The organism is Wukongibacter baidiensis (assembly GCF_050888315.1).
GTDB classification, from domain to species: Bacteria; Bacillota; Clostridia; order Peptostreptococcales; family Caminicellaceae; genus Wukongibacter; species Wukongibacter baidiensis.
In genome coordinates this window covers 2452613-2465381 of the sequence record NZ_CP138202.1, presented here as the reverse complement: position 1 = coordinate 2465381, position 12769 = coordinate 2452613, and the positions used below count along the sequence as shown (strand labels likewise).

Annotated in this window: 12 protein-coding genes; 11 read left to right on the top strand and 1 reads right to left on the bottom strand. The window is 33.8% G+C overall.

Translation table 11 applies throughout. The annotated features are described in order from the left end of the window. Nucleotides 1-226: 226 nt before the first annotated feature. The gene (locus R9X47_RS11160; RefSeq protein ID WP_432666897.1) at nucleotides 227-1021 is read right to left on the bottom strand and encodes a histidinol-phosphatase HisJ family protein; all 795 of its coding nucleotides are present in this window, start codon (nucleotides 1019-1021) and stop codon (nucleotides 227-229) included. A 316-nt stretch (nucleotides 1022-1337) separates the two neighbouring features. Here R9X47_RS11160 and R9X47_RS11155 point away from each other — a divergent pair, with 316 nt between their 5' ends. The 11 genes from R9X47_RS11155 (at nucleotide 1338) to R9X47_RS11105 (ending at nucleotide 12663) form a co-directional block, all read left to right on the top strand. Beyond that, entirely contained in the window at nucleotides 1338-3011 is a 1674-nt protein-coding gene (locus R9X47_RS11155; RefSeq protein ID WP_432666896.1) for a sigma-54 interaction domain-containing protein, read from the top strand. Between the two features lie 435 nt (nucleotides 3012-3446). Then, complete coding sequence (gene hisZ, locus R9X47_RS11150) at nucleotides 3447-4739, top strand: ATP phosphoribosyltransferase regulatory subunit (RefSeq protein ID WP_432666895.1); 1293 nt, start codon at nucleotides 3447-3449, stop codon at nucleotides 4737-4739. Nucleotides 4740-4750: 11 nt separating this feature from the next. After that, nucleotides 4751-5374 carry an ATP phosphoribosyltransferase gene (hisG, locus tag R9X47_RS11145; protein WP_432666894.1) on the top strand — a complete coding sequence of 208 codons (624 nt, stop codon included), beginning with the start codon at nucleotides 4751-4753 and terminating at the stop codon, nucleotides 5372-5374. Between the two features lie 29 nt (nucleotides 5375-5403). Beyond that, nucleotides 5404-6684: a histidinol dehydrogenase gene (gene hisD / locus R9X47_RS11140; protein ID WP_432666893.1), complete on the top strand. Its 1281-nt coding sequence runs from the start codon at nucleotides 5404-5406 to the stop codon at nucleotides 6682-6684. Nucleotides 6685-6686: 2 nt separating this feature from the next. Then, the gene (gene hisC, locus R9X47_RS11135) at nucleotides 6687-7736 is read left to right on the top strand and encodes a histidinol-phosphate transaminase (RefSeq protein WP_432666892.1); all 1050 of its coding nucleotides are present in this window, start codon (nucleotides 6687-6689) and stop codon (nucleotides 7734-7736) included. 2 nt (nucleotides 7737-7738) lie between these two features. Beyond that, nucleotides 7739-8326 (top strand): imidazoleglycerol-phosphate dehydratase HisB, encoded by a 588-nt coding sequence (gene hisB, locus R9X47_RS11130; RefSeq protein WP_432666891.1) that lies wholly within the window; start codon nucleotides 7739-7741, stop codon nucleotides 8324-8326. A 22-nt stretch (nucleotides 8327-8348) separates the two neighbouring features. Continuing rightward, nucleotides 8349-8969 carry an imidazole glycerol phosphate synthase subunit HisH gene (gene hisH / locus R9X47_RS11125; RefSeq protein ID WP_432666890.1) on the top strand — a complete coding sequence of 207 codons (621 nt, stop codon included), beginning with the start codon at nucleotides 8349-8351 and terminating at the stop codon, nucleotides 8967-8969. After that, nucleotides 8966-9664, top strand: coding sequence for a 1-(5-phosphoribosyl)-5-[(5-phosphoribosylamino)methylideneamino]imidazole-4-carboxamide isomerase (gene hisA / locus R9X47_RS11120; RefSeq protein ID WP_432666889.1), 699 nt, complete (start codon nucleotides 8966-8968; stop codon nucleotides 9662-9664). Before hisH ends, hisA begins: the two co-directional genes overlap by 4 nt. 10 nt (nucleotides 9665-9674) lie before the next feature. Beyond that, nucleotides 9675-10436, top strand: coding sequence for an imidazole glycerol phosphate synthase subunit HisF (hisF, locus tag R9X47_RS11115; protein ID WP_432666888.1), 762 nt, complete (start codon nucleotides 9675-9677; stop codon nucleotides 10434-10436). Then, on the top strand, nucleotides 10437-11063 hold the full coding sequence (hisIE, locus tag R9X47_RS11110; protein WP_432666887.1) for a bifunctional phosphoribosyl-AMP cyclohydrolase/phosphoribosyl-ATP diphosphatase HisIE: 627 nt from the start codon (nucleotides 10437-10439) through the stop codon (nucleotides 11061-11063). Between the two features lie 190 nt (nucleotides 11064-11253). Further along, nucleotides 11254-12663 (top strand): sigma-54 interaction domain-containing protein, encoded by a 1410-nt coding sequence (locus R9X47_RS11105; protein ID WP_432666886.1) that lies wholly within the window; start codon nucleotides 11254-11256, stop codon nucleotides 12661-12663. The last annotated feature ends 106 nt before the right edge of the window (nucleotides 12664-12769 follow it).

The following is a 12769-nucleotide window of genomic DNA, read 5'->3' as shown; positions in this document are numbered from 1 at the left end:
CAGATTATGCCCCTATCTTTTTTGAAAACGAACCTTTCGTCTTATTTATACATCGCACTTAGGGGGCTGTCTCATAAAGGAATCTTATGAGTATAGCCCCAGGGTGTTTCAGAATGAGTGAAGTTCAAGGTTATGAAATTTCAACGGTTTGGCTAGTACTAATGTACGTGCCAAGTCGGTGAACATTTCAAATAACGCAGAAATTCGCCATTCTGAGACATCCTAGTTAAATTTTAACAAACTTAGGCTCTAGTTTTTCAAATGTAGTTATGTATTCAAACCCAATTTCCTTAAGTATACTATATATATAATCGAATTCATGGGCAAGGGTATTTGGAACATGGGTATCTGATCCCAAGGTTATGATTTTTCCACCGAGTTCATGATAGAATTTCAATACATCAGGAGAAAGTAATAGAGTATTTGAATATCTTAAGCTTGAAGTATTGATCTCTATTCCTTTGTTTCTTGTGATTAGTTCCTTGAAAATTACCTCTAGAATGTCAAAGTAGTCTACAAGATTTTCCTTAGCAACATCATCATTATATCTAGCTAAGATATTTAAGTGGCCTAAAACACTAAAGTTTTTAAAGTTTTTAACACAATACAGCATTTCTTCAAAGTATTTTACATAGGCTTCTCTAGGCGTTTTTCCTTTAAAATAATCCCTGTTGTACAGATCTTGTTTATTGCAGGTATGCATAGAAGCAATTGCAAAATCAAAATCTCCTGTCTTTACAAGATTATCACACTTTTCAACTATATGTGGCTGAAAGCCTACTTCTACACCCTTAAGTATTTTTATCTTATCTCCATACTTCTCCCTCATGAGTCTAATATGATCCGTATATTCATCTAGATCGATATCAAAGTTAATAGAAGGATCACAATAATCATAGTCTATATGATCAGTAAAACAAACTTCCTTTAGTCCAAACTCAATAGCATTTTCAACTATATCCTTCATCTGTGCTTCACAATCTGCAGAAAAATGACTGTGAACATGATAATCATAGTACATTTGTGTCACTCCCATCATAAATATTAATTGTTATAAAAATACATCGAATAATTTAACTTTTTACGTAGAACTTATTGAAAAAAGCGAAATATTCAATAAAACATTCAAAAAATAAAGTAAGAATATTCACTTTTTGATATAATATATTCATTCTAAATCATAAAATCAATTAGAAAATCTTTTCAACGAATATTATTATATCAGAAAATTATGTTGTTTATCTCTATTAAAAAATAAAATTTCTATTTATAAATCGCCTTCATGGACTGTAGAATTTTGTGATCGACTAAAACGCTAAAATAAAAGGAGGGATAGCATGTCCTTATATGATATTTTTTGTTTTTTAGATGAAGATAATGTATTAAATGATGTAGAATTTAGAGACGAGTACTATTCAGAAACAATAAAAATATATTGGAAGATGAAAATTGGATTGCCTATAGAAAAGATCATAAATATCGACCTTAATAAAACTAGTGGAAGATTGGAGTTTGAAGGGAAACTATATGAATATGTAACAATTAAAAATAGGTTAGGTAACGGAGCCATTCTCTGCTTATCAAATGACCTATATAAAAGTAAGATTTATGAAGCGGCTATGGATAACCTATCTGAAGGGATACAGATATTTGATAAAAATGGACATCTTATTCATTATAATAAAAAATGTGAGGAGCTTGAGTCGCTTCAAAGAGAAAATATTATCGGAAAACATCTTCTGGAAATATACGAGGTCGATGAAGAGTACAGCACAGTTATAAATACTATAAAAACCAAAACTCCTGTAGTCAATAGATGTGATATCTTTAAAAATAATAAAGGGGATAAGCTCTATTCTATAAATTCAGGGTATCCACTATATGTGGGGAATGAATTTGCAGGTGCAATAGGGACGGTATATGATATGTCTATTCTTGAAGAAATTATGGAAAAGATTAATCGTATTAATAGCTTTCTTAAAGAAGAAAAGCAAAATGAGCTTTTAAATGATAAAAAAGCATATTCTAAAGCTAAATACTATAACTTTGATGATCTTATTGGAGAAGCTGAAGCCTTTAAGAAAGTAGTAAGACTTGCTAATAAAGTGGCTCTGAATGAATCTTCGGTTTTAATATCTGGAGAGACAGGGACTGGTAAAGAAATGTTTGCACAAAGTATCCATTCAGCCAGTAAAAGAAAGGATAAAGAATTTATTGCAGTTAATTGTGCTGCAATCCCATCAAACCTTATAGAAGGAATCCTATTTGGGACTGTCAAAGGAGCATTTACCGGTAGTGTCGATAGAGAAGGATTATTTGAACAAGCACAAGGAGGTACTTTGTTTTTAGATGAAATCAATTCTATGGACCTAAATACACAATCAAAACTTTTAAGAGTGCTTCAGGAAAGAAAGTTTCGAAGGGTAGGTGGGTTAAAGGATATTGAATGTGATGTAAGGATTATCTCTGCTTTGAACGAAGACCCATCTAAGGCCATAGAAAATAGTAGACTAAGAAATGATCTTTACTACAGACTTAGTACAGTTTCAATGGAGCTACCACCACTTAGAGAAAGGAAAGAAGATATACCTATATTAGCGGAATACTTTATCAACAAATTATCAAAAATGTATTTTAAAAACATCACCAAGGTTAGTAAAGAGGTATTGATTATATTTAGAGAATACGACTGGCCGGGGAATATAAGAGAATTCTCTCATATACTAGAGTATTGTTGTAACATAGTTGATGATGGAATTATTAAAAGAGAGCATTTGCCACAGAAATTAATTATGACGAATGAGAATGATGGAGATAGGGGAGGGCGCAAAAAAAATCTGCGCCAGAAAAGTTTAAAAAAAATTCTTAATGAGTATGAAAAGAAAATATTAGAGAATCTGCTTGAGGAAAATGACTTCAATATAACTAAAGTAGCAAAAATCTTAGGCATTAAGCGACAAAGCCTACAACATAGATTGAAAAAATGCAATATTCAGTGCAAAAAAAACTAATTAAAAACAATAAGGCGCAAAAAAAATCTGCAGGAGCAGATTTTTTTTGCGCCTTACTATTTGAAAACACAGAAATTAAACATGGTATTTGGATGTATTAATCAGAAAAATTTAGAACCTTATATAGATAGCTATAAGTTCAGAAGTACTTGGAAATAGAGAAATCCAATACTAAATATTGAAGAAATAGCATATATTTTTTCCTTGGATTAAAAAGAAAAATCTAATTGATAATTTATATGGCATCATATTTGCAATACTTTAATAGAAAATTTTATTAGGCATCTGTTGTTCAAAAATATATTGTCTAAAAATTATGAAAATAAAAATATTTATTTTTTATATTGACTTAAAGGCAAAGAGGTATTAGAATAGTAGCATAATATTTTAATGCTTTAGCGCGCTAAAGCGAGAAAGTGAAGGTTGGTGTTTCCCATGGTACTCTACAAAGATATATTTCCTGAGGGAGTAGAAGATTTACACAGTGAAGAATACGAATTTAAAGAAGAAATAATCGGTACGGTAAAGAGGATTTTTAGGAGCTTTGGATATAGGCAGATAGTAACTCCTAGCTTTGAGTATTACGATTTATACAACGGCATAGAGGGAGTTCTACCAAAGGAAAATATGTTTAAGCTTATAGATAGTAATGGAAAGATATTAGTCCTAAGGCCCGATGCAACGATACCTGTGGCAAGGATGACCGCAACAAATTATAAAAACAATGATGAAACTTTAAAGTTCACATACGTGACAAATATTTTCAGAGCCAATAAGTCCGGCAAAGGAGATAAAAGAGAGTTTATTCAAGGTGGAATAGAGTATTTTGGCAATTCTAAGCCCGATTGTGATGCAGAGATTATAGCTATAGGAATTAAATGCCTACTAGAATGTGGCTTTAAGGATTTTCATATAGACCTAGGTCAGGTTGAATTTTTAAATGGACTTATCGACGAGGTAACGTTCGATGAAATCCAAAAGCTACAGCTCCATAGTCTGATTGAAAACAAAAATTATGGAGATCTAAAGGAGTTTTTAGAAAGTACAGATTTACCCGATAGCCTAAAGGAGAAATTCTATAGTATTCCAAAGCTCTTTGGAAAGCCTGAGAAGGTACTGGATAGAGCAAGGGAGCTAGTTACAAATGAAAAGATGGAGAAGGCCCTTAATAACCTTGAAGAGGTATACAATATACTGAAGAGTTATAACTTTGATAAATATATAATATTTGATTTAGGTTTCACTAAGGAACAGGGCTATTATACAGATATAATTTTCAAAGGCTATGTCAATAACTTTGGAGAGGTAGTTTTAAGCGGTGGAAGATATGATAGCCTGACAAAGCAATTTGGTGTAAATAAACCGGCTTGCGGGCTGGGACTGAATATAAATAAATTGATTGAGGTGATGGAGATGTATGATATTAAAAGAGAAGTTGACTGTCTTACGGATTACTTAATTCTATATAAGAAGGAGCTGCGAAACAATGCCATAAAGCTTTCTCAAAACCTAAGGGATAGAGGCTTTATCGTTGAATCAGATTCTTACAATAATGATATAGGATTTCATATAAAAAATTCAACCTTTAGAAATACAAGGGAGATTATTGAAGTAGAAGAAGAGTCTTTAAAAGTTATTGATGTTTACAAAAATCAAGTAAGAAGATATAGTGTTAATCAATTTTATAAAATTTTAGACTGCAATGAAGTCATAGCATCTATACATTAGGAGGAGTTCCAGTGGATACCGTTAAAATAGCCTTAGCAAAGGGGAGACTTGCAGAGGATTCAATAGTCTTACTTGAAAAGATTGGTGTAAAATTTAAGGATTATTCTAAAAAAAGTAGAAAGCTTACTTTCTTAGATGAGGAAGGAAAGATAGAATTAGTATTTGTGAAATCTGCAGATGTAGCCGTATATGTAGAAAAAGGTGCAGTTGACATAGGGGTTGTAGGTAAGGATGTACTTATGGAAGATAGAGCAGATGTATATGAAATATTGAACCTAAATATGGGAAAGTGCAAAATGTGCGTGGCAGGATTCAAGGATCATATATTTAGCACAAGTAAAAAAATGGTTATAGCATCTAAATACCCTAATATAGCCAAAAATTACTTTAATAAAAAAGGCGTGCTGACCGAAGTAATAAAGCTAAACGGGTCAGTGGAGCTGGCCCCAATACTAGGGCTTTCAGATGTTATTGTTGATATAGTAGAGACCGGTAAAACTTTAAAGGAAAACGGATTAGTAATACTTGAAGAAATGCATGATATAAGTGCAAGGCTTGTAGTAAACAAAGTAAGCCTAAAGACTAAAAATGAAGAAATAGAGAAGCTAATAAATGGATTGGAAGCCATTGTGTAGGCTGAAAAGCATAAAGGGGAGTTAGAGAATTGAAGATTATTGATATAAAAGAAGACAATTATAAAGAGGTAATTGACTCTCTCCTTGATAGGGGAGAAGATGATTTTACCGATGTTGATAAGGTAGTTTATGAGATATTGAATGACGTAAAAATGAATGGTGACAAGGCCTTGATCGAGTATACAGCTAAATTTGATAAGGCTCAGCTTAAAGATATCAAGGTCACTGAAGAAGAGATAGAAGAGGCCCTTCAGTTAGTTGGAGATGACTTTTTAAAGATATTGGAAGCAGCTAAGGAAAATATAGAATCTTATCATAAAAAGCAGCTACAGCAGTCTTGGATGACCAATGACAAGGAAGGTATTATACTTGGTCAAATAGTAAGGCCATTGGCAAGGGTAGGGATATACGTTCCAGGAGGAAAGGCTGCATATCCCTCTACAGCGTTAATGAATGCCATTCCTGCAAAGGTAGCAGGCGTAGAATCCATAGTAATGGTTACACCTCCTAGCAAAGATGGAAAGGTTAACCCATATATATTAGCAGCAGCAAAAATTTCAGGAGTGAGCGAAATATACAAGGTAGGTGGAGCTCAATCGGTGGCTGCACTAGCCTATGGAACTGAGACGATAAAATCAGTAGATAAAATAGTAGGGCCAGGGAATATCTATGTTGCTAGGGCAAAGAGAGCAGTATTTGGTTTGGTTGATATTGATATGATAGCTGGACCAAGTGAGATATGTATTCTTGCCGATGAGGATAAAAATCCAAGGTTTATAGCCGCAGACTTATTATCACAGGCTGAGCATGATGAGATGGCGTCTTCCATACTGGTTACTACATCAAGAGAATTTGCTGAGAGAGTTAAGGAAGAGGTAAAGATACAAACGACAGCCTCAGATAGAAGGGAAATCATTGAAAAATCCCTTGAAACCTATGGATATATATTTATAGCAAAGGATGTAGATGAAGCAATTAAAATTAGTAATGAAATAGCTCCAGAGCATTTAGAAGTTATGTTTGATAATCCCTTCGAACTCCTTCCTAAGATTAAGAATGCTGGTGCAATTTTCCTAGGGGAATATACACCAGAACCAGTAGGAGACTATTTTGCTGGCCCAAACCATACCCTTCCTACATCTGGAACTGCGAAGTTTTCATCGCCCCTTGGGACCTATGATTTTATGAAGAAATCAAGCTTACTTTACTATAATAAAGAAGCTCTTAGAAATATAAAGGATGAAGTGATTTCATTTACTGAGGCTGAAGGTTTATCGGCCCATGGAAATTCTATAAAAGTGAGGTTTTAGTCATGAAGGAATTGGTTAAAGAGAGTGTAATAAACTTGAAGCCCTATAGGGTTATAGAAGAAGAATATACAATTAAGATCGATGCAAATGAGAGCCCATATAACATTCTTGATGATATTGGAGAAAAGATTTTAGAAAAATTAGGAGGGCAAACACCTAATAGATATCCAGATAATGAATCTACAGACCTTATAAAGGGCCTAGCAGAATATACCGGAATGGGTGAGGATAATATATTATGCGGAAATGGATCCGATGAGCTTCTAAAGATGATTATAGATGCCTTTGTAGATAAGGATGATAACGTGGTTACCCACAGTCCATCCTTTGCTATGTACAAAATTATCACTCAAATAGCTGGAGGGAATCTAATAGAGGTAGCTGGAAATGAGAGCTTTAGCATTGAAATAGATAATATAATCTCTGAGGCTAATAAAAATAAGGCCAAGATCATATTCCTATGTACTCCAAACAATCCTACGGGAAGGGGAATTGCTAGAAAAGATATTATAAAGGTTTTAGACAGTACTTCATCTATAGTGGTTGTTGACGAGGCCTACTATGAGTTTGACGGGGAAACATTGATAGACAAAATCGACGAATATGAGAGACTAATAGTACTTAGAACCCTATCAAAGGCCTTTGGGCTTGCGGGGTTAAGAGTAGGATATGGGTTAGCTTGTAAAGATACAATAGAAATTCTAAGCAAGGTAAAACCTCCCTATAATTTAAACTCTATATCTCAACTTATCGGAAAAACAGCATTAGATAATAGATCTGCTGTAGATAAGTATATAGAGGCAATAAAGGTCGAACGTGAAAGAGTCTTTGGGGAACTAAGTGACATAAAAGGAATTGAAGCTATACCAAGTAAAAGTAACTTTATATTAATAAGAACAGGAAAATATAGTGACTTAATTCCGAGGTTCAAAGAAGAAAAAATCTTAGTAAAGGGCTTTGGAACAGAAGGTGTATTAGGGAACTGTATTAGATTAGCTATTGGAACAGAGGATGAAAATACAAAAGTACTTAAGATTTTAAAGGAAGTGTAGATATGGCAAGGATTACTGAAATCACCAGAAAAACAACGGAGACAGATATAGCTTTAAAGCTTGAACTTGATGGTAATGGAAAATCCGAGGTTGATACAGGTATAGGTTTTTTAGATCATATGCTTAATCTAATGACGAAGCATGGTCAACTAAGCCTCATGGCAAAATGCAAGGGAGATTTACAAATAGATACCCATCATACTGTAGAGGACCTAGGCATTGTACTTGGAAAGGCCATCAAGGAAGCGCTAGGGGATAAGGCTGGAATAAAGAGATATTCCACAGTATTTACCCCTATGGATGAAGCTCTTTCGATGGTTTCCTTAGATATAAGCGGAAGAAGTTACTTACAATTTAATGTGCCCCTAACTAGAGAGTATGTTGGAGATTTTGAGACGGAAACACTAAAGGAATTTTTCATAGCATTAGTTAACAATGCCGGTGTAACTCTCCATATAAACTTACAATATGGAGAAAATAACCACCATATTATAGAGTCCGTATTTAAAGGCTTTGGGAGATCTTTAAAGGAAGCTGTAACCATAGATGAGAATATTAAGGGCGTTATGTCTACGAAGGGTGTTTTATAGGAATTATAAAGAGGTGATTAATATGATAGCAATTATAGATTATGAAGTTGGAAACATAAAAAATGTATATAAGGCCTTTAAAAGCCTAGACCTAGACGTTGTAGTAACTGCCGACAAGGAAGTGATAAATAAGAGTTCTACAATAATCCTCCCCGGGGTTGGTGCCTTTAAGGATGCCATGGATAACCTTAAAAAATATGATCTAGTAGACTGCATAAAGGAAAATGTGAGGAGTGGAAAGCTTATATTTGGAATCTGTCTAGGTATGCAGCTTTTATTTGAAAATGGCTATGAAGATGGTCAGTGGGAGGGTCTTGGTCTTTTAGAGGGTGACATAGTTAGATTTGAAGGAGATTTATTTGAAAGCGATTTAAAGGTTCCACATATGGGATGGAACGGTCTTATTAAAGCTAGAGAAGATGAAATAGCAAAGGATATAACAGAAGGTGAATATGTATATTTCGTTCATTCATATTATTTAAAACCAGGTAATGAAGAGGATGTAGTTTTCTGGACGGATTACGGAGTGAGGGTACCTGCCGTTGTAAGGAAGAATAATATAGTGGGAATGCAATTTCACCCTGAAAAGAGCGGTAAAACAGGAATGAAGCTGCTAGAGAATATAAAGGAGATGATAGGGTGATAATCTTTCCGGCGATAGATATTAGAGGTGGGAAATGTGTAAGGCTGTATCAAGGTAAATACGATAAAGAAACTGTATATAATAATGACCCAACCCTTGTAGCTGAAAAATGGAGAAAAGAAGGTGCAAAGTACCTACATATAGTAGATTTAGATGGAGCACTGACAGGAGAACTCGTAAATAAAGATTTAATTAGAGAAATAGTTGAGTCCGTAGATATTCCAATACAGGTTGGTGGAGGGATTAGAACTTTAGAAAGAGCTAAGGAAATATTAGCTTTAGGAGTAGAAAGAATAATTGTTGGTACCTCTGCAATAAAGAAAAAAGGTTTTGTTGAAGAACTTGTGGAGAATCTTGGTGAAAAGGTAGTAGTATCGATAGATGCCAAGGATGGATACGTCTGTGTAGATGGCTGGACAAATAGTAGTGAAATAGAAGCAATAGATTTTGCAAAGGAGCTTCAACAAAAAGGTGTAAAGACCATCGTTTATACCGACATTTCTAAGGATGGTACCATGATAGGTCCAAATTTTTATGAACTTAAAAGATTGAAGGAAAATGTTGATATAGATATCATTGCATCTGGTGGAATAGGAAAAAAGGAAGATGTAGAAGAAGTAGAAAGAATGAACCTTTATGGGGCGATTGTAGGTAAGGCCCTCTATGAGGGAAAAGTTACTCTAGGGGAACTATAGGAGGTGCAATATGCTTGCTAAAAGAATAATTCCATGTCTTGATGTTGATAAGGGAAGGGTTGTAAAGGGGAAAAAATTTAAGGATATAAAGGATGTTGCAGATCCTGTAGAGCTCGCTAAGTTTTATTCCGACAATGGAGCGGACGAACTAGTTTTTTATGATATAACTGCTTCCAATGAAAATAGAGATATTTTCATCGATGTAGTTGAAAGAACAGCAGAAAATATAAACATTCCCTTTGCCATAGGCGGTGGAATAAGAACTATAGATGATTTTACCAAGGTACTTAGGGCAGGAGCTGATAAGGTGTCAATAAACTCAGCCGCCGTTAAAAGACCAGAGCTTATAACAGAGGCAGCCCTTAAGTTTGGAAGTCAATGTGTGGTACTTTCAATGGACGTAAAAAGAAATGGTGACGATTGGGATGTATACATTAATGGTGGGAGAATAAATACAGGATTAAATGCATTAGAGTGGGCTTTAAAGGGCCAGGAACTTGGTGCTGGGGAAATAGTACTTAATTCTATAGATTCCGATGGAGTTAAGAATGGTTATAGTACAAAAATAACAAAGAAAATTTCAGAAGCAGTAAATATACCTGTTGTTGCTTCCGGAGGGGCAGGAAATAGAGAACACTTCCTAGAGGTTTTAAAGGCAGGTAAGGCTGATGCAGCATTGGCAGCATCGGTATTTCATTACAAGGAAATTGAAATAGTGAAGCTTAAGGAATATCTCTATAATAACGGAATTGAAGTCAGGAGAGATTTTTAAATGATAGATATAGATAGCCTAAAATACGATGAAAAGGGATTGATTCCTGCAATAATACAGGATTATGATAGTAAAGAAGTTCTAATGCTTGGATATATGAACTCAGAATCATTGAAGCTTACCCTTGAGACAAAAAGAACTTGGTTTTTTAGTAGAAGCAGACAACAACTATGGAACAAGGGAGAGACATCGGGGAACTTCCACGTGGTAAAGGGAATCAAATACGATTGTGACCAAGATACATTATTGATTGCAGTAAAGCCAATGGGACCAACATGTCATACAGGGGAAAATAGTTGTTTTTACAGTGCCATATTGGAAGAGGAGACAAAGGAGACAGAAGAATCAAAGGTATTTGATTTGCTTTATGAAAGAATTCTAAATAGAAAAGAAGAGCCTGTAGAGGGATCATATACAAAATATCTATTTGAAAAGGGTATAGATAAGATACTTAAAAAGGTTGGAGAAGAAACCAGTGAGGTTATAATTGCTTCCAAAAATGATGATAAAGAAGAAATTGTATATGAAGTTTCTGACCTTATTTATCATTTATTAGTTTTACTTGCAGATAGGAATGTAGATCTTGAAGATATTAGAGGAGAGTTATGTAAAAGGTATAAAAAATAAATGTGCATATCAATTGTTTAATAAAAATACACTTGGAATAGATTAAAATCTATTTCAAGTGTATTTTTATGTAGGATATACAGAGCCTTGAGGAAGTGATACAATGAAATAGACAAAAATTTGTCTAACTTTATAAAATCATTTATAATTTAAAAAACTCATTATAAAAGATAAAAGGGGGAGGCATTGTATGTTTGGTGAAAATATGAGGGATATTGATATAGATTATGTTGATGGAATCATGATTGTTGACAATGCAGGTAAAATTGTATACTCAGTTCGCTATAATCCCCGATTTGAAGAGGATTCTAAGGAAAAAGAATATAACAATAATATTATAAATAAAAATTTTTTAGAAGTTTATCCAAGTATTTTAACAGAGAAAAGCACAATTGTTGAATGTTTAAAAAAAGGTGTTACCGTATATAAAAAAAGACAAGCATTTTATGATTATACAGGTAGATTAATCCAATCTCGAAATCTGACCCTGCCAATTATCAAAAGAGGAAAGGTATTAGGCGCTATAGAAATTACGAAGGACATAACAAGTATACAGGATTTATCTGAAGAATATGATCAATTTCAAAAAATTAAACTCCATTCTGTAGGAAATTTGAATAAAGAAAATAATAAAACTCTTCAATTTTCATTTGAAGACATCATAACAAAAAACGATGAAATGATAGAAAGTATTGAAAAGGCTAAGATGATGGCAGATAGCCCCTCATCTATTTTAGTTTATGGTGAGACGGGAACAGGAAAAGAATTATTTGTACAGGCTATACATAATTATAGTAATAGAAGAAATAAGCCATTTATTGCTCAAAACTGTGCCGCATTACCGGAAAATTTATTTGAATCAATATTATTTGGTTCTGTAAAGGGGGCATTTACAGGAGCAGTTAATAAAAAGGGCCTGTTTGAAGAGGCCGATGGAGGAACTTTGTTCCTGGACGAGATTAATTCCATGCCTATGAATCTACAGGCAAAATTACTTAGAGTTTTGCAAAACGGAGTGGTAAGACGCATAGGCAGCAATGAAGAAAGAAAGGTAGATGTCCGAGTAATTGCAGCAATGAATATAGATCCTAAAGAAGCTATCAAAAATCAATATATTAGAAAAGATATTTTTTATCGATTAAGTGTTATGAGCATTAGACTTACCCCACTAAGAGATAGAAAAGAAGATGTTGATTTACTAGTAAATTATTTTATTAAAAGATATAATGTTCTATTAAAAAAGTCAATACAAGGGGTTAGCAAAGAAGCAATGGATCTTTTTTATAAATACGATTGGCCGGGAAATGTAAGGGAATTACAGCATATTATTGAAGGGGCTATGAATATTGGAAAGGAAGAAAAAATTGAAATAAAGCACCTTCCCATATACTTAAGTGATAACAATGAGAATACTAATTTTTACGAAGAAACTGAAGAGATACAGCCTCTAAATGATGTAATGGAGATGGTAGAGAAGAAAATGATCAAAAAAGCTATTAAGAAGGCTGAAGGAAATGTTTCTAAAGCTGCAAAATTACTGAATATCCCAAGGCAAACTCTACAGTATAGAGTTTCAAAATACAATATTAAAATAGATTGATAGCAAGTGGGGCTGTCTCATAAAGGTTTCTCATGAGCTAAGCCCCGGGGTGTTTCAGAATGAGTGAAGTTCAAGGTTTTGAAATTTCAACGGTTTGGCTAGTACT